The sequence below is a fragment of the Pseudomonas sp. GNP012 genome (genome assembly GCF_054343835.1).
The window spans coordinates 4,071,731-4,094,893 of the sequence record NZ_JBTGUU010000001.1 but is presented as its reverse complement, the minus strand read 5'-3'; the positions used below and the strand labels follow the sequence as shown (position 1 = coordinate 4,094,893).

Genomic DNA, 23,163 nt, shown 5'->3' with positions numbered 1-23,163 from the left:
TGATCCCGAGCCGCCATGAACACCGTCATCCGCAACGTCACCGCCGCCGATCTGGACCGCTGCTTTGCTATCGAAACCCTTGCCTATGAAGGTGACGAAGCCGCGACCCGCGAGAAAATCGCCACCCGCATCGCCACCTGGCCCGAGGGGTTTATCGTTGCTGAAGTGGACGGCGTCGTCGCCGGTTTCATCAACTCCGGCGCGGCGTTTCAGGTGGAAATGTCGAACGAGGCGTTCAAGGAGCTGATCGGCCACGATCCGGCTGGCCCGCATGTGGTGATCATGTCGGTGGTGGTGCACCCGGATTATCAGGGCCAGGGCCTGGCCAAGCTTTTGATGGGCGAATTCATCGAGCGTATGCGGGCGATGGGCAAGGTCAGCATCAACCTGATGTGCAAGGAGCGGCACATTCCGTTGTATGCAGGGTTCGGCTTTGCCTACGTCAAGCCATCGGCGTCGGACCATGGCGGCATGGCCTGGCATGAGATGGTGCTCGAACTGTAAGCCACACTGAGGTCCCCTGTGGGAGCGGGCTTGCTCGCGAAGGCGGAGTGTCAGTCGACATCATCGTTGGCTGACACTCCGCCTTCGCGAGCAAGCCCGCTCCCACATTTGAATGGGGTTACCTCAAAAGGTCAGGCCCATCCGCCGCTCATAGCCGATCCTGCCCTTGTACGCCTCGCCGCTGTCGACAAAGCCGAACCTTTCGTACAGGGCGATGGCAGCTTCGTTATCGGCATCCACCGACAGCTCCAGCCCGCGGATTTCCGGCCAGGCCAGGCGCGCTGCCTCGGGCAGTGCCTGCAGGCAGGCCTTGCCGTAGCCTTTGCCCTGGGCACGTTGATCGACCTGCAGGGCATGCAGGGTGGCGCTGTGTTCGTCGGCCCAGGCCGGCAACACCGGCGGACGCTTGAGCAGCAGGAAGGCCACGGGAATGTCTTCGGCCAGCAGGGCAAATCCTTTGACCCCCGGACCGGGCCTGGACAACAAGGTGTGCAATGCACCGTGGATATCACCGGAGAACTTTATCTGCTCCGGATGTACTTCAATGGCCTCGATCTGCTGGCGCTGCAGCGCATTCAGGCTTTCGTAAGGCACGAGTCGGGCTGTCACGGGAGTGTCCTTTTTCCAACATGAATAGAACTTCGGATTCTAGCGATTCTGGCCGTTTGGATTATTTTTATTTCTTCTGTCGATTCGCCGGATCGCCAGACGACTAAGGGTGTCTTCCAATAAAAACCACGGAGAACCACCATGAACTCGCAAACCAAGATCCAGAACCTCATCGAGAACTATCGTCAGGCGGTCATGGCCAAGGACATTGAAAAAGTCATGGCCCTGTATGCCGATGACATCGTCTCCTTCGACGCGGTCAAGGCCCTGCAATTCAAGGGCAAGCCGGCGTATCGCGCGCATTGGCAGGCCTGCATGGAAATGTGCCCCGGCCCGCACATCTTCGAATTCCACGAAATCACCATCGAGCCGTCCCAGGAGATTGCGTTCGCTCACTGGCTGGCCCAGTGCGGTGGCACCAACGAGAAGGGCGAAACCCAGTCTTGCTGGATGCGCGTCACCGCTTGCTATCGGCAGGAAGCCGGGCTGTGGCAGATCGTCCACGAACATTGGTCGGCGCCGTTCGACATGACCAGCGGCGCGACGCTGTTCGACCTCAAGCCCTGATCGTCGGGAAGCCGAGCCAGAATGCCAGTCAGCGACCATAGTTGATCGTTCGATAAGGAGAGCGTGATGAAGTACTTATGCCTGGTCTACAGCGATGAGCACCTGCTGCATTCGCTGCCGGAAAGCCCGAAGGACGAAGAGTGCATGGCCTATGCCGAGTCGATCCAGGGCAGTGGCCGGATGGTCGCCGCCGAGGCGCTGGAGTCGGTGCAGACCGCCACCACCGTGCGCATGCGCAACGGCAAGATGTCGATCACCGATGGTCCATTCGCTGAAACCAAGGAGCAGCTGGCCGGTTTTTATCTGATCGATGCCAAGGACCTCAACGAAGCCATCCAGGTCGCCGGGAACATTCCGGCGGCCCGGGTCGGCAGTGTCGAAGTGCGCCCCGTTCGGCAGTTGAATCCTTAAGATGCCAGGGCTGCCGGTTCAGGCGCAGGTCGAGCGGGTCTATCGCGAAGAGTCGCGGCGCATTCTTGCGACCCTGATTCGTTTGCTCGGTGATTTCGACCTCGCCGAAGAGGCTTTGCACGAGGCGTTTTTCGTCGCGGTCGAACGCTGGCAGCGTGACGGCGTGCCGGACAATCCGCGGGCCTGGCTGGTGTCCGCCGGGCGCTTCAAGGCCATCGATGCCTTGCGCCGACGCGCCCGATTTACCGCGTCGCAGCCTTTGCTGATCGCGCAGCTGGAGGAGCTGGAACAGGCAGACTGGAGTGATGAAGACGTGGAAGACGATCGCCTGCGGCTGATCTTCACTTGCTGCCACCCGGCCCTGGCGGCGGACGCGCAAGTTCCACTGACGCTGCGGGAAGTCTGCGACCTGACCACGGAAGAAATCGCCCGGGCCTTTCTCTCGGCCCCGGCCACCATCGCCCAGCGCATCGTGCGCGCCAAAGCGAAGATCCGCGACGCGAAAATCCCTTATCAAGTGCCGACGCTGGCTGAGTTGCCCGAACGCCTGGACAGCGTATTGCGGGTGATCTACCTGGTGTTCAACGAGGGGTACTCGGCGTCCATCGGCGCCGAACTGGTCCGCGAGGAATTGACCCGCGAGGCGATCCGTCTCGGCCGGTTGCTAGTGGAGTTGTTGCCGGAACCGGAAGTGATGGGCTTGCTGGCGTTGATGCTGCTGCACGAGTCGCGGCGCCCGGCCAGGACTTCGGCGAGCGGCGAGTTGATTGTGCTGGACGAGCAGGACCGTTCGCTGTGGGACGCCGGGTTGATCGCTGAAGGCTGCGCGCTGATCGAGCACGCGCTGGGCACGGGGCGATTCGGGCCCTATTGCCTGCAAGCGGCCATCGCGGCAGTGCATGCCGAAGCCTCGACGGCGGGGGAAACCGATTGGCCGCAGATTGTCGGCCTGTATGACGTGCTACTACGGGCGGTGCCGTCGCCGGTGATCGAGTTGAATCGTGCGGCGGCGATTTCCCAACGCGATGGACCACAGGCGGGGCTGATGCTGGTCGACGCCATTCTGGCGCGGGGCGAACTGCTGGATTACCACCTGGCGCATTCGGCGCGGGCGGAGTTTTGTCGGCAACTGGGTCGCAAGCAAGAGGCGCGGGCGGCGTGGGAACGGGCACTGGAGTTGACCCGGCAGGAGCCGGAGCGGCGGTTTATTGAAGACAGGCTCAAGGCGCTGGATTGATGTGATGTTGGCTGGCCTCTTCGCGAGCAGGCTCGCTCCCACAGGGGGCTGCGTTGTTAATCCCTGTGGGAGGCGAGCCTGCTCGCGAAGGCCACACCGCTATTCCAGCATCTTGCCCAGCAACCAGCTCCCCGCCGGCCCCGGTGGATTGAGCCGCGACCACAACGCATCCACCGACACCGTTTTCGGCCAGCCGCGCACCACCAGTTCCTGCAGGGTGCCGGGCCCGAAGCGCTCCACCAGCCAACGGGGCAACGGCGCCCAGCCGAATCCGCCCTGGGCCATTTCCAGCAGCATCAGATAACTCGGTGCCGACCAGACGCGACCCTTCGCCCGACTTTCATAGGGATTGACGATGGTCGCCAGGCGCAGTTCGCGGTGTTGCTGCAGTACGTCCTGATCGACGTAGTCCAGCCTTGCCAGCGGGTGGGCAGGGGACACGAACAGGGCGATTTCCGTGCGCTCGTCCACCGTCGAACTGACCAGGTCCGGCGGGTAACTGTCCTGCATTTCGGCGAAGGCAATCTGCGCCCGGCCGCTTTGCACCAGCGACACCAGGTCATCGCATTCGGCGATCAGGCATTCGAGTTCAAGATCCGGGTAACGCTGTTCAAAGGCACTGAGTGACGCCTCGAAACGGTCCGACTGATAGGTATCGGACAGCGCCACCGTCAGCTTCGCTTCCACCCCTTGGGACAGTTGACGGGCGCTCATCTCCAGGCGACTGCTGGCGGCCAGGATGTCTTCGGCCCGTTGCAGCATGACGCGTCCGGCCGGGGTCAGCCCGGGCTTGCGGCTGCTGCGGTCGAACAGCGTCAGGTTGAGATCGATTTCCAGGCTGGCCACTGCCGCGCTGATGGTCGACTGACTGCGACCCAGCTTGCGCGCCGCGGCGGAAAACGAGCCTTGGGTCGCGGCTTCGACAAACGCCAGCAACACTTCGTGAGAGGCCATGAGCTATCGCCTTGATCGATGGTTATTGGTTATGAAGTATCGGTGTGATGACAGATCATGGCAACCACAGTCACTCAAGGGAGTTCGGCCATGAGCGCCAACAAATCCATTACTGAACGTATTTTCCAGGCCATCGGCTTCGAACTGCTGGCCATCCTGATCTGTACCCCGCTGCTGGCCTGGATCATGAAGAAACCGATGCTGGAAATGGGCATGGTCACTGTCCTCATCGCCGCCCTGGCCCTGGCCTGGAACGTGGTCTTCAACGGGATGTTCGACCGGGTGCTCAAGCGCCTCGCCATCGCCCACAACGCCTGGGTCCGCGTGGTGCATGCGTTGTTGTTCGAAGGCGGTCTGGTCGCGCTTGGCGTGCCGCTGATTGCCTGGTGGCTGAATGTCAGCCTGTGGCAGGCGTTCCTGCTGGATATCGGTGTGTTGCTGTTCTTCCTGCCGTACACCTACGTGTACCACTGGGTGTATGACGTGGTTCGGGAGCGGGTGGTCGTGCGCCAGTCTTGCGCGCAGTAACGAAAAAAAGATCGCAGCCTGCGGCAGCTCCTACACCCAATCGATGTAGGAGCTGCCGCAGGCTGCGATCTTTTGATCTTACAAAAACATCCCCCCCGATGCCTCGATGCGCTGGCCATTGATCCACTGGCTGCCCGGCGCGAGCAGCAGCGCAATCGCGGCGCCGATGTCATCCGGCAAACCGGCGCGACCCAGGGCGGTGTTGTTCGCCACCAGGGTGTTCAACCCGGGGTTGTCGCGCACGGCGCCATCGCCGAAATCGGTTTCAATCGCGCCGGGTGCGAGGATATTCACCGCGATATTGCGCGCACCGAGTTCTTTGGCCTGGTAGCGGGTCAACACTTCCATCGCGCCTTTCATCGCCGCGTAGGCGCTGTGGCCCGGCAGGCTGAAACGGGTCAGGCCACTGGAAATGTTGATGATGCGCCCGCCGTCATTGAGCAATGGCAACAAGTTCTGCGTGAGGAAAAACGGCCCCTTGAGTTGGATGTTCACCAACAGGTCGAACTGTTCGACAGTGGTGTCGACGAAGTTGGCGTGCAGGCCGATCCCGGCGTTGTTCACCAGAAAATCGAAACGCTCGCACTCGAAGTGGCTGTGCAGGACCTTCGCGACTTCGCTGGCGAAGGCGCTGAAGCTTTCACTCCGGGCAACGTCCAGTTGCAGCATGACGGCGCGACCGCCCAGGCTTTCGATCTCGGCCACCAGTGCCTGGGCCTCATCGGCGCGACTGTTGTAGGTGCCGATGATGTCGATGCCTTGGGCGACCAGATGCAGGGCTGCGTTTTTGCCGAGGCCGCGGCTGGCGCCGGTGATCAGTGCGATTTTACGGTTCATGGGACTTCCTCAAGTGCAGTGGGCGGTTGATGTGAGGAAGTTTATTTATCCGCACAGGGGTGATAAACAGAGTGAAACCGGAATCACTGGTCGGATAGGCCGAACAATTAAAGAGCAGGCTGATGAACAAACTGGAACTGTTGCGCACCTTTGTCCGTGTCAGCGAGATGTCGAGTTTCACCCAGGCCGGCGAAAGCCTCGGGCTGCCTCGATCAACGGTGTCCGAGCATGTGCAGGCGCTGGAGGCATTGCTCGGCACCCGGCTGTTGCAACGCACCACGCGCAAGGTTCAGGCGACCCAGGATGGTTTGGTGTTGTATGAGCGCAGCAAGGACCTGCTGTCACATATGGACGAGATCGAGGGCTTGTTTCGCCAGGACGAGGCGTCGCTGGTGGGGCGCATTCGCATCGACCTGCCGAACATTCTCGCCCGTCGCGTGGTCATGCCGCGCCTGCCGGCGTTCATGGCGCAGCACCCGCTGCTTGAGCTGGAAATCAGCAGCACCGACCGTCGGGTCGATCTGCTCGCCGAAGGTTTCGATTGCGTGCTGCGTATCGGCGCCCAACCGGACCAATCGGTGGTGGCGCGACACCTGTGTGACTTCACCATGGTTAATTGCGCCAGCCCAGCGTATCTGCAGCGCTATGGCGTGCCCGAGCGGCTGGATGATCTGGCGCGGCATCGGCTGGTGCACTACGTCGGCGTTTTGGGTTCGCGTTCGGAAGGCTTTGTGTACGTCGACAAGGGGCAGGTGCAGCGACTGCCGATGGCCGGCAGTGTCACGGTCAACAGCACCGATGCCTATGAGGCCGCCTGCCTGGGTGGTTTCGGGCTGATTCAGGCGCCGAGAATGGGCATGCAGCAATACCTGCAAAGCGGTGAACTGGTCGAGGTGTTGTCGCCGTTCAATGCGCCGTCCATGGAGGCGTCGCTGCTCTATGCCCGGCAGCGGCATTTGCCGTTGCGGGTGAGGGTGTTCATGGACTGGCTGGGAGAGGTGATCCGCTCGGCCATTTGATGTTAACCCTTGTGGGAGCGAGCCTGCTCGCGATGGCTGCGTGACAGTCAACATCAATGCTGAATGTCAGACCGCTTTCGCGAGCAGGCTCGCTCCCACAGGTTTTTGCACCAGTTTCCAGGTCTTTGGATCAGACGTGGAAGTAACCCACGCACGAATCGAACGGCAGGCGCTTGAGTTCGATCTTGTTCAGGTCGAGCACTTCACGCAGGGCCTTGGTTTCGCCCGGGAAGTTGCGGTAGGCGACTTCGTCGAGCACCACGATCGCGCCTTTGGGCATGTACGGCAGGAAGGTTTCCAGCGCGACTTTGGTCGACTCGTACAGGTCGGTGTCGAGGATCAGCATGGCCACGACCAGGTCCGGGCGGGTCTTGACCCACTCCGGTACGGTCTTGACGATGTCGCCCTTGACCAGCTCGCAACGCGGGATTCGATTGACCGGGCGCAACAGGTCGTTGGCGTCGATCATGTCCTGGATCAGCGACTGGTCGGTGTCGGCGAACATGGTCTCGTTGACGTCGGCCGGGTCTTCTTTCTTGTCGATGCTCTGGAAGCCTTCAAAGGTGTCGAAGCCCACGATCGAACGGTTGATCGCGTAGGGCTCGAGAATCATCGACAGGTGCATGTAGAGCATCAACGAGTTGCCCTTGTACACGCCGCATTCAATGATCGCGCCCGGTACTTCGGCGACCTTCTTGAACAGTTCCATGCGCGACAGCGCGGCGGTTACGCCAATGCGGTTGGCGAAGACGAACGGAGCGTCGGCCACGTATTCGGCATCGACCCGTTTCAGGACGTTGGTACGGGTTTCGTTGTACTGGGCCTCGGCGGGCGTGATGCGACGCTTGGTCATTGCGGGATTCCTTGGAAATTCGAAAAGTCGTGGACGTGGAAGTAGTCTTTGAAACCGGCGCCGACATCCGGGCAGGCGCTGTCGACGTTAATCGCGCCGCGCTTGTGCCTGATGTCGTCGAGGTGCATCAGGCGAAAGTCCACGCTGAAGCGGGTCTGTTGCGTGTAATTGGGCACGGTGCCGTGCAGGTGCGAGCCTGAAAACACCAGCATCTCGCCCGTGTTGCCGGCGACGCGCAGTTCGGAGGCCGTGTTGATGGCTTCGGTGGGCACCGGGTGTTGGCGCGCCTCTTCCTTGATGTTGTCCTGGGCGCGTTGGCGTTGCACGCCGATCCAGTCGGCCAGGCTCCACTGCGCCGAGGTGTTTTGCACCGGGGCGTCGAAGTAGGCCGGGTTGATCATCATGGTCTGGTCAGGCTGGATCGTGTAGACCGGCATCCAGGTATTGATCTGGCAGTCGACTCCGCCGTACCAGGTATCGCGATGAGGCTTGTAGGCGTAGCTGACGCCGGCGTGCAGGTAGTCGTAGTTGGGCACGACACGAATGCGCGGTACGTCGAATATGAATTCCTCGGGAGCGGCACCGATTTCGTCGGTGAAACTGCGGATCAGCTCCTTGGCCCGCAGGCTGTTGGTGAACTGCCCCTTGAGGCGAGTCACCAGCACCACGAACTCTTGCACCGGCATCAGCGTGTGCAGCGCCTGGTGGTTGGTTTCGCCATCGAAGGCGGCCGTGATGCTTTCCTGGGCGAACGCACACAGCTCTTTGGCGGCGCGCAGCTGAGTGTTCAGGAAGATATCGCCGGCGTAGATGGCTTCTTTGAAGTCAGCTTTGTGTTGAAGCTGATTGATGTACAGATTCACGATTCCACTCCTGAATACATCGAGTCTCTTAAGAGTCGGCCACACGTTAGCAAACTGAAGTGCAATCTGGCGGGTGCCGGATCAATAACAGCGCAAACCCCTGAATTTGCGATGAAATGCGTTTGCCACACAAAGAAATCCCGGCTCAGACACTGGCCGGGATGAGGTTGTGCGCCCTGTAGGAGCTGCCGCAGGCTGCGATCTTTTGATCTTGTTTTTAAAAGCAAAGTCAAAAGATCGCAGCCTTCGGCAGCTCCTACAGCTGTAGGGGCTGCCATAGGCTGCGATTTTTTGATCCTAATAATCCTGCTGCTTGCGAAACGCCCAGCGTCCGGCAATCACGGTAAAGGTCGCGACCAGTGCCACCAGGATCCAGAATCCTTGCGGGTCATCGGCCAACGGAATGCCGCCGACGTTCATGCCGAAGAAACCGGCGATGATGTTGATCGGCAGCGCCAGCACCGTCACCACTGTCAGGGTGAACAGCGTGCGGTTGGTCTGTTCGTTGATGTTGGCGGCGATCTCTTCCTGCAACAGCTTGATCCGCTCACCCAGCGCCGTGAGGTCGTTGATGATCAGCGCAAACTCCTCGGTGGATTTGCGCAGCTCCTTCACGTCTTCCTTTTGCAGCCATTGCGGCGGCCGGTTGAGCAGGCGCAGCAATGAGCCTGGCTCCAGCGCCAGCAGCCGTTGCAAGCGCACCAGCACCCGGCGATTGGCGCCCAGCTCGGCGCGGTTGGTCGACAGGCGCGAGGAGAGCAACTCGTCTTCGATCTGGTCCACGCTCTGGCTGGTCTTGCGCACGATCTGGGTCAGCACTTCACCCTGGTCGCGCAGCAGATGCACCAGCAGCTCCAGCGGGGAGCGAAAGCATTCCCGGGCCTTCACCGACGAGCGCAACTTGTCCACCGAGTGCAGCGGCTGCAGACGGGCGCTGATGATCAGCCGGCTGCGGGCGCACACCCACAAGGTCGAGACATCCGAGGAGACCATGTTGCTGAGGTTGAACACCACGTCGTTGACCACCGCCAGCAACGCGGAGTCGACATGCTCGATGCGGGTCGAGCGCGAGCCTTCGTGCAGCGCTTCGAAAAATTCCTCGGGCAATTGCAGATGGCTTTTCATCCAGCGCTCGCACGCGGCATGGGCCAGGTTCAGGTGCAGCCAGAGAAACTGTTCGTCACTTTCCGGTTGTTGCAGGTACTGCAAGGCTTGGGCGGAGTTGATTTCCCGACCGGCCTCACCGGGGCGAAAACTGAAACCGTAAAGAAGGCCGAACAGATCCGTATCGCGATGACTGTGATCGATGCTGTGGTTCATTAGGACTCGCAAGGGAGGCGCCTGTCGCGTGTTTTACAGGTTCACTTGAGCGGCATCATCGCAAGCCTGGATGACGTTTTTGTGACAGGAAAATAACGCAAACGAATGCTCTACCGGTGGTCGGATTTTTCTAAAGAATCGCTCTGGCACGCCGATCACGCTTGGGTTAAGTTGCGCGCCGCAGGCCTCGGCCGAGACCGCAGACAGGGATGTCCGGACACCTTTCACGCCTTTTTTGGGCGTGCCTCATTCCTGTCATGAGTACCCATCGATGCTTTTGCAAAAGTCCTTGAGAGCACAAATTCTCGCCCTGCTGAGTGGCAGCCTGCTGGCGATGCTGTTGATCGCCCTGGCGTGCTTTCATTTCCTGTCCAGTGGCGTGCAGAGCTACGCCAATCTGATCGAGGGCCCGCTGCACACCTCGCAATTGATCGATGAAGCCAACCTGCAATTCAAGGTGCAGGTGCAAGAGTGGAAAAACGTCCTGTTGCGCGGCAAGCAACCGGCGGACCTGAGCAAGTACTGGGGGCAATTCGAAGAGCGTCAGCGCGATGTGCAAAACATCCTCGGCGAACTGGCCGCGCAGAAGGGCATCGAGCCGTCACTCAAGAGCCGCATCGAGCGCTTGCGTGACGAACATCGCCAGTTGGGCGCGGCGTATCAGAAGGGGCGGGACGCGTTCGTGGCCGCCGGTGGTGATCCGACGGTGGGCGATACCGCGGTCAAAGGCGTAGATCGTGCGACCAGCGATCAGATGAGCGCACTGGTCAGCGAGTTGCGCAAGCAAGGCGCCGAACAGTCGACCTTGATCAGCGCCGCCGCCGATCGCACGGTGCTGCTGGGGCTTGTCGTGATGCTGGTTTCGGGGTTGTTGATCGGCCTGCTGAGCCTCTGGCTGGTCAACCGCAACCTGGTCGAACCGATCCGCAAACTGATCGAATACGTGGCGCAACTCAGCCAGGGTCGTCTTGCCGAGCGCGTGGCCAGCACCCGTCAGGACGAGTTGGGCAAACTGGCGATCGCCGCCAACACCCTGCGCGATTTCCTCGCCGAAACTTTCAGCCGTTTGCAGCGCAGCGCGTCGGACCTGGACAGCGCCAGCGGTGAGTTGAACTCGATCGCCACCGTGATGGCCGGCGGCACCAACGAGCAGTTCAACCGCACCGATCAGGTGGCCACGGCGATGAACGAAATGTCCGCCACGGCGCAGGAAGTGGCGCGTCATGCCGCGCAAGCGGCGCGGGCCGCCGACGATGCCGACCAGTCCGCCCAGCAGGGCGAAAAAGTCATGCAGGGCACCATCCACACCATCACCCAAATGCGTGGCGAAATCGCCAACACCGCCACGGTCATCCGCCAACTGGAAACCGACAGCGGGCGCATCGGCAAGGTCCTGGAAGTGATTCGCGGCATCGCCGAACAGACCAACCTGCTGGCGCTCAACGCGGCCATCGAGGCGGCCCGCGCCGGTGAGGCCGGGCGCGGTTTTGCCGTGGTGGCCGATGAAGTCCGCAGCCTGGCCCAGCGCACGGCTGCGTCGATCATCGAGATCAACCAGATCATTCAAACCGTGCAGACCGGTGCTATCGAAGCAGCCCAGGCGATTGAAAGCGGTCAGTCGCGCAGCGAAGAAAGCGTGCAGCAGGTGACCGAGGCCGGCGCCATGCTCGAACGCATCACCCTGGCCGTGGAAGCCATCCGCGACATGAACCGGCAGATCGCCACCGCAGCCGAAGAACAGACCTCGGTGGCCGAAGACATCTCGCGCAACCTCACCGAGATCACCAGCATCGCCAGCACTAACCTTGACAACGTGCAGCGCACCGAAGCGGCGAGCAACAACTTGCACGGTTTGTCGGGTCAGTTGAACGAGGTGACGGCGCGCCTGAGCGCTTAAACGCAAAAAGCCGCACGATCGTCAGAGCGTGCGGCTTTTGTGTGTTGTGATTACTTGTCTTGCTTGTTTTCCAGGACCTTGCCGTTAGAGGCATCGATGTCCACATCCCACTCGACGTTCTTGGCGTCGCGCAACTCGATCTCATACTCGTAACCGTTGAAATGGTTATCCAGCTCGGTTTTGGTGATCGTGGCGCCTGGGTGCAGATCCAGAGCGATCTTGTTCAGATCTTCCAGGGGCTTGATCTTGCCGTCCTTGACCAGTTGCGGGATCTGATCCACGCGCACGTCGGCCTGGGCCAGACCGGCAGTGAGGGTCAGGGTTGCAGCGGTAAACAAAGCAGTCAGAGTCTTCATGGGCTTCTTTCCTTGGGTGATCTGTTCAAGTGAGATCAGGTTAGCTTTTGTAACTTAAGCCACCCTTAAAACCTCCATCATGTCCTGCATCAATCCCTGTGGGAGCGTGGCTTGCCCGCGATAGCGGAGTGTCAGTCAGCGTTGATGTTGAAGCTGATGGCCTCTTCGCGGGCAAGCCACGCTCCCACAGGGTTTTGCGTGATTGCGGATCAGTAGCCGTTGTTCTGTAGTACCTGCGCCACGCTGGCCACCGCCGGACGTTTATAGAACTTCAACAACTCACTGGCGCGGTTGGTGAAAATGCCGTCGACGCCGGCGTCCATGACTTTCTGGTAGTCCACCGCATCGTCGATGGTGTAGACGTGCACCAGCAGGCCCTGATCGTGGGTGTACTGGTTCATCCAGGGTTGCACCAGGTCCGAGTAACTCTGGTCGCCACCCTGGGCCAGGGCTGCGGACGGGCCGGTGCCGATTGCGCCCTGGGCCTTGGCGTAGTCGACCCAGCGCTGGAATTCGGCTTTGTCCTTCGGTTGTTGTGCGGCGTAGTAAGCGGCCTTGTCCTTGGCGCCGGACTCGGCAAAGGTCACCCTGGACTTGGGCTCGATGCTGCCTTCACCGACCCACAACAGCAGGATCTTCGGCACCTTCGGCATTTCCTTTTGCAGCAGTTCGAGACTGCTCTTCTCGAAGGTCTGCAGAACCACCTTGCCGTTGCCCTGGCCAACCGCCAGCGTGCTGTTGGCCGGTTTCGATTCGCTGGGGTTCAGCCAGCCACGGGCCTGGAGTTTTTCCTTGAGGTCGTGTTCGATGCCGGGAAACTGCTTGGGTTCCTTGGTCTCGATGTACAGCCCGGGCTTGTGCAGGGCGTTGCCCTCGGCGATGTCGATGATTTCATCAAGGGGCAGAATCTTCAGGCCGGCGAAGGCAGGACGCGCGCGATCCGGGTAGGCGGCATTGAACCAACTGCCCGCATCCAGGGTTTTCAGCTCGGCCATGGTGAATGCATTGGCCGGGCTGTCCTTGCGCTCGGGGAATTTGCTGGCGACGTCGGTCGTGCGTTGCAGGTTGTTGTCGTGCAGGGCGAACAGCACGCCGTCCTTGCTGCGCTGCAGATCCAGTTCCAGGTAATCGGCGCCCAGGTCGCGGGCCGTCTTGTAGGCCGCAGCGGTGGATTCCGGCGCATCGAAAGACGCGCCACGGTGGGCGATCACCGCCGGGTGCGGAATGCCCAAACGGGTCGCCAGTTCCGTGGGACCGGGTTCGCTGGCGGCCTGTGCCTGGCCGAGGCCCAGCAGCAGGCTCAACAACAGGGCGTTTTTAGTAAAGGTTGCGGGCATGGTCGAGATCCTTTCGCAATGAGTGAGCGCTCCCTTTTAGCAACTCATCTTTGCAGGCGCTATCACGAGACCGACATAAATCTGCCTGAAGCTGATTTTCGTCAGCACTTTTGTGCGCCCGTTTGCAGTACGCTGGACCTTGCAATTTCCCCGGCAGAGGGAAACGCAGGCCCTGTGTGTAAACCAACGATCACCATTGCGGGGTTTACCATGCGCATCACTTCCCAACTGATCTGCCAGGCGGCCGACCAACTCAAAGGCTTCGTCGGCCTCAACCGCAAGACCGGCCACTACCTCGTGCGCTTCAGCGAAGACTCGTTCGGCATGGACGTGGCGGATGACGGCATCATCCCGACCAGCGAATTCGTCTGGGGGGCTGGGCCCGGGCAGGCGATGACGCTCAAGCGCGAATTGATCCAGTTGTTGCTGGACCAGAACATCGATGACCGGATCAACATCACCGAGCCATTGCGGGTGTACATGAACCGGGGGGAAGTGCCGGAGATATCGGCGGTTCGCAGTCTGGTTCGGGGTTGAGTTTTTTGGGGTGACTGTTCTGGCCTCTTCGCGGGCAAGCCCGCTCCCACAGGTTTTTGCGTTGGGAACAATCTTGTGTACACCCGCGTCCCCTGTGGGAGCGGGCTTGCTCGCGAAGACGGCCTCAAAAACACCGCATCATTTACAGACTGAAGCCGTAGGCCCGCTCAACCCGACACACCCTTGTATGACACCGCGCATACCAGGTCGAACGCCCACGCTCGCGAATCGCCGTATGCTCTGGATGCTGCTTCCACGCCAGAATCGCCGCCTCGCTGGCCCAGTACGACACCGTAATTCCAAGCCCATCCTCACCCCGCGCCGACTCCACACCAAGAAACCCCGGCTGTTCACGGGCCAGTTCCAGCATCCTTGCGGCCGCTTCGGCATAACCCTGATCGTCCTCGGTGCGCAGCGAAGTGAAGATCACCGCGTAGTAAGGTGCCGTTGGCGTATTGGCGATCACGACGAGCGTCCCGCACAGGCTTGGACAAAGGCGCCAACCAGCGGCGGCAAGACGCCCCCGAGTGCCGCCCGCTCGGGCTGAAACAAGGTCGCGACAAAGAACGGATGGCCGCTGAGTTCGACCGCGCGCAGTCCCTGTTGCGAATCGTGGCCGACGGCGTGCAGCTCGCGCTTGAGCAGCTCTCCTTCGAACTGCGGATTCACCCCATAGCGACAGCGATAGCCTTCACGAATCTCGGCGCCTTCGTACGCCTGTGCGATCAATGAGCCTTCAGCCAGATGTATGGAATCGACGGCCTCGACCAGCGCACACGACAGTGGCGTCAGCAGCGCCCGTGCTGCATCGGGCGCCGTCTCGCCGTGTTCGGCATCCGACCAGCCCAGCACATTGCGCGCATATTCCAGCACCGCGTGTTGAAAACCGCCGCAGGTGCCGAGGAAAGGTCGCCGTTGTTCGCGGGCAAAACGGATCGCCAGCAATGCACCGTCCATGTTGCGATACGGGCTGGCCGGCACACACCAAAAACCATCGAATGGGTGCAGCGGTGTCTCGCTGTGGATTTCATCGGTGGCCAACCATTGCCATTGCACGTTCAGGCTGCTGTGTTCAGCGGCCATTTCAAGGGCTACGGGAATGGCCTGGTGGGCGGTGACTTGCGGGTCGTAGTCGCCGATCAGGGCGATTCGAATCGGACGGTTTTCCATGAGTGGCCTCTGCACTTGTTGATTCCTGAGGCCCACTATAGATTGGCGTTCACGCACTCAATATTGGCGTTTTCCCAAGTGATCAATGCAGCGACGCACTATCGACTGGACTACCCGGACCTGGCCCTGATCCTCGCATTGGTGCGCGGCGGCTCTCTGGCCCGCGCCGCACAGCTGTTGAAGGTGGACGTCTCGACGGTGTTTCGAGCGGTGCGCCGGCTGGAGGCTGCGTTGGGTCAGCAATTGTTCGAAAAAAGCCGCGCCGGTTACCTGCCCACCACCCTGGCGCAGTCACTGGCTGAGCAGGCCGAGCGCGCTGAACAGGCGCTGGAGGCGGCGCGCATCGGTGTGGAGCAGGGCGGTGAAGTGATCAGCGGCATCGTGCGCCTGACCTGTACCGATTCGGTCCTGCAAGGTTTGCTGTTGCCGGCGCTGGCGCAGTTCATGCCGAACTATCCGGCCCTGACGCTCGAACTCAGCACGTCCAATGATTTTGCCAACCTCAGCCGCCGGGATGCCGATATCGCCCTGCGCCTGACCCGCACGCCACCGGAGCACCTGGTGGGACGGCGACTGGCGGACATTGCCTACCGCGTGTGTGCCAGCGAGCGATACCTGCAATCGGTCAACACCACAGACCTGGCCTCATTGACCTGGATCGCCCCGGATGACTTCCTGCCGGATCACCCGACCGTGACCTGGCGTCGCCAGGCCTTGCCGGGCGTAACGCCGGGTTACCGTTGCAACAGCATGCTGTCGGTTACCGAGCTGGTCAGGGCGGGGCTGGGTGTCGCGGCGTTGCCGGACTTCTTGATCGGCGAGGGATTGCGGCCGCTGGGCGAGCCATTGCACGGATACGACACCGCGCTGTGGCTGCTGACCCGTCCCGACTGCCGCGCCTTGCGCTCGGTGGTCACCTTGTTCGATGAGCTGGGGCGGGCGCTGAAACTGCCGTGAAACCGTTCAGGCCTGTGGTTCATCCTTGCGCACGAAGTGTTGATGCATTTCCGACGTCAGGTTTTCGATGCGCTCGGTGAGGGCCTTGGTCATCTCCGTGAGGCGGGTGTTCTGCTCGAGCAGCTCCAGCAGTTGCGCGGAGTTTTTCGCGGCTTCTGCCTGCCGCTCACTGTTGGCGGTCGCCAGCGCTTCGCGGTGCTGCGCATCGGCATCGGATTGGGCCTTGTCCCGCGCGGCCTGGCGCGTCTGGGCCAATAGGATCAGTGGCGCGGCATAGGCCGATTGCAGGCTGAACGCCAGGTTGAGCAGGATGAACGGGTACGCATCGAAGTGGGTGACACCGAACAGGTTGAGGCACACCCAGATCACCACGATCAGCGTTTGGGCGCCGAGAAAGGTCGGGGTACCGAAGAACCGCGCAAAGGCTTCGGCGCGCAGGGCAAACTTGTCATTGCCAAAGGTCGGCGCCAGATGGGCGTGATGGCGATGGAAACGCAGGTGATCGACGGGGGCGGCGGTGGCGTTGTCTGTTGGCGTGGTGTTCATGGTGCTCTCTGCCTGGCGCTGGGACTGAGGCTCACTATAGCCCCGGCGTCATTCGAGCAGCGTAATCGCCAAGCTATCGCATCATGCGTTCGACGTTTCCAGGCTGGTGTTGTTTGTGCTGACACTGACCTTGTTGCGTCCGGTGTTTTTCGCGGTGTACAGGGCTTTGTCCGCGTCATCGAGCCAGGCCGTTGCATCGGTAAACGACGGTTGGTAGGCCGCCAGACCGATACTCAGGCTGACCCGCAGTCCGGGCACTTCCCCATGCCGATAGTCTTGCAACACGCTGCGCAAACGCTCCATCACGTCCACCGCCTGATTCAGCGGCATGTTGGGCAGAATCACGCAAAACTCATCACCGCCATAGCGACCGGCCAGGTCGCTTTCGCGCAGGTTGCATTTGAGCTCGAAGCTCAACTGGCGCAGCACCGAGTCACCGATGAGATGACCGTAGGTGTCATTGATGGCCTTGAAATGGTCGATGTCGATCAGTGCGATGACGGCCTGCTCATGACGCTTGCTGCACTCGCGAAACTTCAGTTGCAGCAAGTCCTTCCAGGCACCGTGGTTGAGCAATCCGGTCAAGCTGTCGGTGCGGCTCAGGGCGCTCAGGGTGCGTTTATGTTCTGAAAGCTTGATCGCCAACCGGTAGCAGACCATGCCCAACGCCAAGGGGTAGAGCGACAGCATCGGCAAGCACGCCCACACCTGCAATTGCGTGGTCGACAGGGTGAATGCCGCACCGAACAGCGACCAGGCAATCAGTACGCCCGCCGCTTGGCTCAGGCTGCCCAACAGAAACATCCGCTGGCCACCGGCGGCGACATTATTCATCGCCATCATCGCCAGAATGGTCACGGTGCAAAGCGGATTGAACTGGAACGTCGCGACCCAAAAACCACCGCACAACGAATCGTAAAGCAGATTGCGGCGTTCGGCCTTGTAGGGAAAGGCCGAGCGGCTCGACAGTTGATAAGCGAGATGCGGCCAGACAAAACCATTGAGCGCCAACAAAACCCAGACCCACACCGGCAAGTGCAACGGATACAGGGCAGCGGCCACACTGAAACTGCCGATGCCCAAGCCAATGGTTCGAGGCATGTAGATGCGTCTGGCAAATGACAAACCCTTGCCGTGTTGTTTATCCATAATTTCCTGCGCCAGATTCATTCTGAAACACTTTACCGCATGGGGTTCAGTATTACCGTTCATCGGTAAAAGCTGCGCACATTGTCATTTATTCCAGCCGGAATAATCAGTGTCCTTCGAAGCCATTTAATGTCGGCAAGTGCTGAAAACGGCTGGATTAGAGCTGGTAATAGCCCAGGAACATGTCCAGCGCGGAATCTGCCACCGTGTTTTGCTCCTCGGCTGACAAGCCGGGTTGGCCCATGGAAATCTGTGGCCAGAATGCAAAAGACTTGAGCAGGCCATGAATCTGTTGCGCGGCGAACTCGGGAGCCACGGCTTTCAATCGGCCATCCGCCTGAGCGGCACGAATCCACACCGTCAGCCCCTCTTCGCGTTCGCCCATTCGCGCCACCATATCCTGCGCCCGCTCCGGGGAATGAATGGTCGCCGCGATCGCCACCCGGGCCAGATCGAGAAAATTGTCATCGCCCAACATTTGCAGCTTGGCCATCAGCAACACGCGCAATTGGTCGCGCAACGGCAGGTCGGGGCGGTAGGCCATTTCCTGTTCGGCCGTCACCCGGATCCATAACTGATTGAGGATCTCGGCGAACAACTCTTCCTTGCTGGGAAAGTGGTTGTACACCGTGCGCTTCGACACACCGGCAGTGGCCGCAATCTTGTCCATGCTGGTGATCTCGAAACCGTTGTTACGGAACTCGATGATCGCGGCTTGAATGATCGCTTGGCGTTTTCGGTCGGTGAGGCGCTGTGGAGCTGTCATAAGTACGCTTCGGCAGGAAGAAAAGGGAAACTACACTCAGCAGTTTACTTGTCATCGACTTTGATGCAACCTAGAAACTACACTGTGCAGTGTAATGTTTTGTTAATCCTGCCCGGTAAAAAATAGAAAGTCCGGCTGATGCGTGCGTGCCTTGGCCATTTATCGTCCCAAAACGGAGAATCGCGTCAAACGCGGTTTTTCTGGAGTCATTCAGTCATGGCCAATTCAAACTCCCCGGCGGACAACGCCTCCACACCTGAAGCGTCCCGACAGGCTCAAGGCCAATACCAGAACTTCACACCGGTTCAACGTTTAAGCGTTGGCAAAACCATGGGCATCCTGTGGAGCGCGCTGTTCCACAAACCGCAAAACACCCGCCCGAGCGCGCCCGTCCCGGTGCAGGCCCTGACGCAAGCCGCGCTGATCGCAGCGCCCAACCACAGCGTCTATCGCCTGGGCCACTCCACGGTGCTGCTCAAGCTGCGCGACAAATTCTGGATCACTGACCCGGTCTTCGCCGAGCGCGCCTCGCCCGTGCAATGGGCCGGCCCCAAGCGCTTCCACCAGCCACCGATCAGCCTGGAGGCATTGCCGCCGATCGAAGCGGTGATCCTGTCCCACGACCACTACGATCACCTGGATCATGCGGCTGTGTTGAAACTTGCGGACAAGACCAAACATTTCCTGGCCCCGCTGGGCGTAGGCGACACCCTGATCAAGTGGGGCATCGACCCCAGCAAAGTCCGCCAACTGGATTGGTGGCAAGGCACGGAAGTCGATGGCATCCGGTTCATCGCCACCCCATCGCAACACTTCTCCGGCCGTGGCCTGTTCGACAGCAACAGCACCCTCTGGGCCTCGTGGGTGATGATCGACGGTGACACACGCATTTTCTTCAGCGGCGACAGCGGCTATTTCGACGGCTTCAAACGCATCGGCGAACAGTACGGCCCATTCGACCTGACCCTGATGGAAACCGGCGCCTACAACGTCGACTGGCCGCACGTGCACATGCAACCCGAACAAACCCTGCAAGCCCACCTCGACCTCAAGGGCCGCTGGCTACTGCCGATCCACAACGGCACCTTCGACCTGTCGATGCACGCCTGGTACGAACCCTTCGACCGCATCCTGGCCCTGGCCTGGGAACGCAACGTCTCGATCACCACACCGCAGATGGGCGAGGCATTCAACCTGATGCATCCGCAGCGTGGTGGTGCGTGGTGGCTGGCGGTGGAAGGGGAGAGTGAGCAAGTGGTGGTGCAGAACGCCCTGTAGGAGCGAGCCTGCTCGCGATGGACGTTAACGATAACGCGCAAATCCTGGATAAACGCGGTGTCCTTGAGTCCATCGCGAGCAGGCTCGCTCCTACAGGGGGCCATTTATCGTCAATCGATGAATTGGCTCACTCCACCATCGCAAAATCCGCCCGCCCGACCGGATTCGGCGTCGACCCTTTCACATTCATTCCTCGACCCGGCGCAAACCCGGGGAAGAACACCAACCCTTCCGATTCGAACCGATAGGCCAGCGCCAGGCGCGTGACATCCAGTACTTCCTGGCGTGCCTCGAAGCGTTGAATGGCCTCCACCGAGACTCGGGACTCGCGCGACAGCTCTTCCACACTCCAGCCCAGCATCGCTCGGGCCTGGGCGCAGTGGGCCGGGGTGAATTGGAAGAGGGCGATACGTTCCAGGGTGATTTTCATCGCTTGAGAGGCCATGGTGTTCTCCGGGCTCGAGAGTGTTGGTCAAAATATACTGTGTTTTTGTACAGTTGTTTTGAGCCCGGATCAAACGCAATTTTTGATTATTCTTTTCAGGCAGACGAACGGCACTGCACTTATTTGTCCGCCAACCCCGGCGCCTCCCGCACGATAAAGTGATCCAGATTCTCGATGTTGGCGCTGAACACCCCGAACGTCTGCTCGGGGTTTTTCTTGCTCGGCACCTGCTTCAGCTCCGGCGTCACGCCATAAAAGAAGCAGTACAACGCCCGCCCGCTCTCGATGGCGTGCTTGATCTCCTCGAGGAACGCCTTGCGCTTGCGGTAGCTGTCGATGAGTTTTTTGCTCAGGTAGACATTGACCGAGTAAGGCCTCTTTTCGAACCAGACCTTCTTCTCGAAATCGATGCGAAAACTCTGGGTGTAGTCCTTGATCTCCTTGACCTTGCCCCAGTAAATCAGCCCCTTGTTGTCCTGCAGGTATTCGATCTTCTTGAAAAACGAGCCATAAGGCGCGGTGTGCTCGCCGATCTTCAGCGGCACGCGCTTGAGCAAATCCTTGTCGTCGAAGTTCGATACGAAACACTCCACCGGGTGGGCGAAGACGCTGGTCTTGTCCGGGGCCGACTCTTTGCCCGGTTGCTCGACGTTATGGGGCACCGAAGGTGTTGGCGACTCATCCCGCCCCTCGTCCGTCACAACCTTCGGGCTGGACGGCTTGCGCACATACTCACGCCGAGTCAGTAACAATTCCGACGGGAAGTTTTCCTCGCGGCTGTCATCCGTTTCCGCCTCATCCACACCCGACGCCGGCGTCTTCAAGCTGACATAAGGGCAGCCCTCGACATGCCGCGTACTCGGCAAGTTCTTGAAGTGCGGGGTGCGCACGTAATTCACATTCTTCGCGTTGAACGTGCCCAGCTCATTGGCCGCATCGAACGCCAGGCGACAGGCATCGTTGGGGCACTGGAAGTGTTCCCTGGCGGAGTCGAAATCCATCGTCTCGTCGAAATTCAGATCCCGAACGTCGTAGATCGACAACTTGTCGTTGAGGCTGAGGCAGTAGGCGAGGTCGAATTTCATGTCGGCTTCCAGGTCCTTTAGGTGAACAGCTTCCAGTGATGGCGCATTCGAAGCAATAGCTACACTGAGATCACTTCGATATCGCCGAGTCTGTCCATTAACGAGGGCGATTCATGAGCCATCCAGATGCTTCGCCCCCTCTCCCGGAACCGGGCCGCATAGCCCGCCGGGACGAACAGACCGGTTGGCGCCGCTGGTTACCGGGGCTGGGCGTGCTGCGCGAATACCAATGGGCGTGGTTGCGTTACGACATCGTGGCCGGCCTGGTGCTGACCACGATGCTGGTGCCCGTCGGTATCGCCTACGCGGTGGCATCGGGCGTGCCCGGCATTTATGGCCTCTACGCGACCATCGTTCCGCTGCTGTTCTATGCCCTGTTCGGCCCCAGCCGGATTCTGGTGATGGGGCCGGACTCCTCCCTGGTGGCCGTCATCCTGGCCGTCATCATTCCACTCTCCGGCGGCGACCCGCAGCGTGCCGTTGCCCTGGCGGGGATGATGGCGATCGTCTCGGGAGCGGTGTGCATCCTGGCCGGTATGGCGCGCCTGGGGTTTATCACCGAGCTGCTGTCCAAACCGATCCGCTACGGCTACATGAACGGCATCGCACTGACCGTATTGATCAGCCAGTTGCCCAAGCTGTTCGGTTTTTCCATTGAGTCCGACGGCCCATTGAGAAACATAGGGGCCATCGCCTCGGCGCTGATGGAGGGAAAGGTCAACTGGGCCGCCTTCACGGTAGGCGGGCTCACCCTGGCAGTGATCCTGCTGCTCAAAAGATGGCCGCGACTGCCGGGCATCCTGATCGCCGTGGTCGGCGCGACGGTCGCCGTGGGAGTCCTCGACCTGGCGACACGCGCCGGTGTGTCGGTCCTCGGTTCGCTCCCCCAAGGCTTGCCCGGATTCGCCATCCCCTGGATCACCACCGCCGACATCGTCCCGGTGATGATCGGCGGGTGCGCCGTCGCACTGGTCTCGTTCGCCGACACCAGCGTGCTCTCCCGTGTCTATGCGGCGCGGACCCGAACCTACGTCAACCCGAACCAGGAAATGATGGGCCTCGGCATCGCCAACCTCGCGGCCGGACTTTTCCAGGGCTTCCCGATCAGCAGCAGCTCGTCACGCACGCCCGTGGCCGAAGCCGCCGGCGCCAAAACCCAAATGACCGGTGTCGTCGGCGCACTCGCGGTTGCCTTGCTGCTGGTGGTGGCACCGGACCTGCTGCAACACCTACCGTCCAGCGCCCTGGCGGCCGTCGTGATCGCCTCGGCCATCGGCCTGATTGAAATCACCGACCTGCGCCGGATCTATCGCATCCAGCGCTGGGAATGCTGGCTATCGATTGTCTGCACCGTCGGCGTGGCCGTGTTCGGCGCGATTGAGGGCATCGGCCTGGCCATCGTGATCGCGATCATCGAATTCCTCTGGGACGCCTGGCGCCCGTACTCCGCCGTATTGGGCCGCGCCGACGGGGTCAAGGGCTACCACGACATCAAACGCTACCCCGACGCACACCTGACCCCCGGCCTGGTCCTGTTTCGCTGGGATGCCCCCTTGTTCTTCGCCAACGCCGAACTGTTCAGCGACCGCGTGCTGGACGCCGTCGCGGCATCGCCCACGCCGGTGCGCTGGCTGGTGGTCGCGGCAGAACCGGTCACCAGCGTCGACGTGACCTCCGCCGACATGCTCGCCGAACTGGATGACACGTTGCATGCGGCGGGGATCGAGTTGTGCTTTGCCGAGATGAAGGATCCGGTGAAGGACAAGCTGAAGCGGTTTGGGTTGTTTGCAAGATTGGGGGAGACGGCGTTTTTTCCTACGATTGGGACGGCGGTGGATAGTTATGTGGCGAATTATCTGGAGGGGGATAAAGGAGGGGAGGTGGGGCGTTGAGTGGTCTCACATCGATTCAGCAGACAAACATCTTACTGTGGCGAGG

26 protein-coding genes are annotated in these 23,163 nt (G+C 60.6%); 11 read left to right on the top strand and 15 right to left on the bottom strand.

Features of this window, described 5'->3' with window-relative positions; genetic code table 11:
• The first annotated feature begins 15 nt into the window (after nucleotides 1-15).
• Entirely contained in the window at nucleotides 16-504 is a 489-nt protein-coding gene (locus ACXX83_RS18480) for a GNAT family N-acetyltransferase (protein WP_458549274.1), read from the top strand.
• 123 nt (nucleotides 505-627) lie between these two features.
• Here ACXX83_RS18480 and ACXX83_RS18475 read toward each other — a convergent pair whose 3' ends face one another.
• A complete protein-coding gene (locus tag ACXX83_RS18475; RefSeq protein WP_458549272.1) occupies nucleotides 628-1,113 on the bottom strand; it encodes a GNAT family N-acetyltransferase in 486 nt (161 codons plus the stop codon).
• Between the two features lie 141 nt (nucleotides 1,114-1,254).
• On the opposite strand from ACXX83_RS18475, the gene ACXX83_RS18470 reads away from it, so the two are divergent.
• From ACXX83_RS18470 to ACXX83_RS18460, 3 genes are all read left to right on the top strand, one after another.
• On the top strand, nucleotides 1,255-1,680 hold the full coding sequence (locus ACXX83_RS18470; protein ID WP_458549270.1) for a YybH family protein: 426 nt from the start codon (nucleotides 1,255-1,257) through the stop codon (nucleotides 1,678-1,680).
• 66 nt (nucleotides 1,681-1,746) lie between these two features.
• Nucleotides 1,747-2,091, top strand: coding sequence for a YciI family protein (locus tag ACXX83_RS18465; RefSeq protein ID WP_015096538.1), 345 nt, complete (start codon nucleotides 1,747-1,749; stop codon nucleotides 2,089-2,091).
• A gap of 1 nt (nucleotide 2,092) precedes the next feature.
• Nucleotides 2,093-3,328, top strand: a complete 1,236-nt coding sequence (locus ACXX83_RS18460) for an RNA polymerase sigma factor (protein ID WP_458549268.1) — start codon at nucleotides 2,093-2,095, stop codon at nucleotides 3,326-3,328.
• Between the two features lie 99 nt (nucleotides 3,329-3,427).
• Here ACXX83_RS18460 and ACXX83_RS18455 read toward each other — a convergent pair whose 3' ends face one another.
• Entirely contained in the window at nucleotides 3,428-4,282 is an 855-nt protein-coding gene (locus ACXX83_RS18455; RefSeq protein WP_458549267.1) for a LysR family transcriptional regulator, read from the bottom strand.
• A 90-nt stretch (nucleotides 4,283-4,372) separates the two neighbouring features.
• Between ACXX83_RS18455 and ACXX83_RS18450 the strand changes: the two genes are divergently transcribed.
• Nucleotides 4,373-4,810, top strand: coding sequence for a multidrug/biocide efflux PACE transporter (locus tag ACXX83_RS18450; RefSeq protein ID WP_015096535.1), 438 nt, complete (start codon nucleotides 4,373-4,375; stop codon nucleotides 4,808-4,810).
• Nucleotides 4,811-4,888: 78 nt separating this feature from the next.
• Here ACXX83_RS18450 and ACXX83_RS18445 read toward each other — a convergent pair whose 3' ends face one another.
• Nucleotides 4,889-5,647 (bottom strand): SDR family NAD(P)-dependent oxidoreductase, encoded by a 759-nt coding sequence (locus tag ACXX83_RS18445; RefSeq protein ID WP_458549265.1) that lies wholly within the window; start codon nucleotides 5,645-5,647, stop codon nucleotides 4,889-4,891.
• Between the two features lie 122 nt (nucleotides 5,648-5,769).
• On the opposite strand from ACXX83_RS18445, the gene ACXX83_RS18440 reads away from it, so the two are divergent.
• Nucleotides 5,770-6,666 carry a LysR family transcriptional regulator gene (locus tag ACXX83_RS18440; protein ID WP_458549264.1) on the top strand — a complete coding sequence of 299 codons (897 nt, stop codon included), beginning with the start codon at nucleotides 5,770-5,772 and terminating at the stop codon, nucleotides 6,664-6,666.
• 130 nt (nucleotides 6,667-6,796) lie between these two features.
• On the opposite strand, the gene ACXX83_RS18435 is transcribed toward ACXX83_RS18440, so the two are convergent.
• From ACXX83_RS18435 to ACXX83_RS18425, 3 genes are all read right to left on the bottom strand, one after another.
• Nucleotides 6,797-7,519, bottom strand: a complete 723-nt coding sequence (locus ACXX83_RS18435) for a TylF/MycF/NovP-related O-methyltransferase (protein ID WP_056725897.1) — start codon at nucleotides 7,517-7,519, stop codon at nucleotides 6,797-6,799.
• On the bottom strand, nucleotides 7,516-8,382 hold the full coding sequence (locus tag ACXX83_RS18430; RefSeq protein WP_015096531.1) for a hypothetical protein: 867 nt from the start codon (nucleotides 8,380-8,382) through the stop codon (nucleotides 7,516-7,518). Before ACXX83_RS18430 ends, ACXX83_RS18435 begins: the two co-directional genes overlap by 4 nt.
• 297 nt (nucleotides 8,383-8,679) lie before the next feature.
• On the bottom strand, nucleotides 8,680-9,702 hold the full coding sequence (locus ACXX83_RS18425) for a transporter (RefSeq protein WP_015096530.1): 1,023 nt from the start codon (nucleotides 9,700-9,702) through the stop codon (nucleotides 8,680-8,682).
• A 271-nt stretch (nucleotides 9,703-9,973) separates the two neighbouring features.
• On the opposite strand from ACXX83_RS18425, the gene ACXX83_RS18420 reads away from it, so the two are divergent.
• Nucleotides 9,974-11,599 (top strand): methyl-accepting chemotaxis protein, encoded by a 1,626-nt coding sequence (locus ACXX83_RS18420; protein ID WP_458549262.1) that lies wholly within the window; start codon nucleotides 9,974-9,976, stop codon nucleotides 11,597-11,599.
• Between the two features lie 50 nt (nucleotides 11,600-11,649).
• Here the strand turns inward: ACXX83_RS18420 and ACXX83_RS18415 are convergent, their stop codons facing one another.
• Nucleotides 11,650-11,955: a PepSY domain-containing protein gene (locus tag ACXX83_RS18415; protein ID WP_015096528.1), complete on the bottom strand. Its 306-nt coding sequence runs from the start codon at nucleotides 11,953-11,955 to the stop codon at nucleotides 11,650-11,652.
• Between the two features lie 209 nt (nucleotides 11,956-12,164).
• Nucleotides 12,165-13,292 carry a glycerophosphodiester phosphodiesterase gene (locus tag ACXX83_RS18410; protein WP_458549261.1) on the bottom strand — a complete coding sequence of 376 codons (1,128 nt, stop codon included), beginning with the start codon at nucleotides 13,290-13,292 and terminating at the stop codon, nucleotides 12,165-12,167.
• Between the two features lie 210 nt (nucleotides 13,293-13,502).
• On the opposite strand from ACXX83_RS18410, the gene ACXX83_RS18405 reads away from it, so the two are divergent.
• The gene (locus tag ACXX83_RS18405) at nucleotides 13,503-13,829 is read left to right on the top strand and encodes a DUF2025 family protein (RefSeq protein ID WP_015096526.1); all 327 of its coding nucleotides are present in this window, start codon (nucleotides 13,503-13,505) and stop codon (nucleotides 13,827-13,829) included.
• 142 nt (nucleotides 13,830-13,971) lie between these two features.
• On the opposite strand, the gene ACXX83_RS18400 is transcribed toward ACXX83_RS18405, so the two are convergent.
• The gene (locus tag ACXX83_RS18400; protein WP_015096525.1) at nucleotides 13,972-14,295 is read right to left on the bottom strand and encodes an antibiotic biosynthesis monooxygenase family protein; all 324 of its coding nucleotides are present in this window, start codon (nucleotides 14,293-14,295) and stop codon (nucleotides 13,972-13,974) included.
• Complete coding sequence (locus ACXX83_RS18395) at nucleotides 14,292-14,999, bottom strand: CTP synthase C-terminal region-related (seleno)protein (RefSeq protein WP_458549260.1); 708 nt, start codon at nucleotides 14,997-14,999, stop codon at nucleotides 14,292-14,294. Before ACXX83_RS18395 ends, ACXX83_RS18400 begins: the two co-directional genes overlap by 4 nt.
• Nucleotides 15,000-15,014: 15 nt before the next feature.
• Between ACXX83_RS18395 and ACXX83_RS18390 the strand changes: the two genes are divergently transcribed.
• Entirely contained in the window at nucleotides 15,015-15,956 is a 942-nt protein-coding gene (locus ACXX83_RS18390; protein WP_458549259.1) for a LysR family transcriptional regulator, read from the top strand.
• 6 nt (nucleotides 15,957-15,962) lie between these two features.
• Here ACXX83_RS18390 and ACXX83_RS18385 read toward each other — a convergent pair whose 3' ends face one another.
• From ACXX83_RS18385 to ACXX83_RS18375, 3 genes are all read right to left on the bottom strand, one after another.
• Nucleotides 15,963-16,502 (bottom strand): DUF1003 domain-containing protein, encoded by a 540-nt coding sequence (locus ACXX83_RS18385; protein ID WP_126047164.1) that lies wholly within the window; start codon nucleotides 16,500-16,502, stop codon nucleotides 15,963-15,965.
• Nucleotides 16,503-16,583: 81 nt separating this feature from the next.
• Complete coding sequence (locus ACXX83_RS18380) at nucleotides 16,584-17,651, bottom strand: diguanylate cyclase (RefSeq protein ID WP_458549258.1); 1,068 nt, start codon at nucleotides 17,649-17,651, stop codon at nucleotides 16,584-16,586.
• Between the two features lie 157 nt (nucleotides 17,652-17,808).
• Nucleotides 17,809-18,417, bottom strand: a complete 609-nt coding sequence (locus tag ACXX83_RS18375) for a TetR/AcrR family transcriptional regulator (protein WP_458549257.1) — start codon at nucleotides 18,415-18,417, stop codon at nucleotides 17,809-17,811.
• A gap of 216 nt (nucleotides 18,418-18,633) precedes the next feature.
• On the opposite strand from ACXX83_RS18375, the gene ACXX83_RS18370 reads away from it, so the two are divergent.
• Complete coding sequence (locus ACXX83_RS18370) at nucleotides 18,634-19,695, top strand: MBL fold metallo-hydrolase (RefSeq protein ID WP_458549256.1); 1,062 nt, start codon at nucleotides 18,634-18,636, stop codon at nucleotides 19,693-19,695.
• 127 nt (nucleotides 19,696-19,822) lie between these two features.
• On the opposite strand, the gene ACXX83_RS18365 is transcribed toward ACXX83_RS18370, so the two are convergent.
• Together ACXX83_RS18365 and ACXX83_RS18360 are read right to left on the bottom strand one after the other, a co-directional pair.
• Nucleotides 19,823-20,140 carry a helix-turn-helix domain-containing protein gene (locus tag ACXX83_RS18365; protein ID WP_007978167.1) on the bottom strand — a complete coding sequence of 106 codons (318 nt, stop codon included), beginning with the start codon at nucleotides 20,138-20,140 and terminating at the stop codon, nucleotides 19,823-19,825.
• Between the two features lie 119 nt (nucleotides 20,141-20,259).
• Nucleotides 20,260-21,225 carry a hypothetical protein gene (locus ACXX83_RS18360; protein WP_458549255.1) on the bottom strand — a complete coding sequence of 322 codons (966 nt, stop codon included), beginning with the start codon at nucleotides 21,223-21,225 and terminating at the stop codon, nucleotides 20,260-20,262.
• 113 nt (nucleotides 21,226-21,338) lie between these two features.
• Here ACXX83_RS18360 and ACXX83_RS18355 point away from each other — a divergent pair, with 113 nt between their 5' ends.
• The gene (locus tag ACXX83_RS18355) at nucleotides 21,339-23,117 is read left to right on the top strand and encodes a SulP family inorganic anion transporter (RefSeq protein ID WP_458549253.1); all 1,779 of its coding nucleotides are present in this window, start codon (nucleotides 21,339-21,341) and stop codon (nucleotides 23,115-23,117) included.
• The last annotated feature ends 46 nt before the right edge of the window (nucleotides 23,118-23,163 follow it).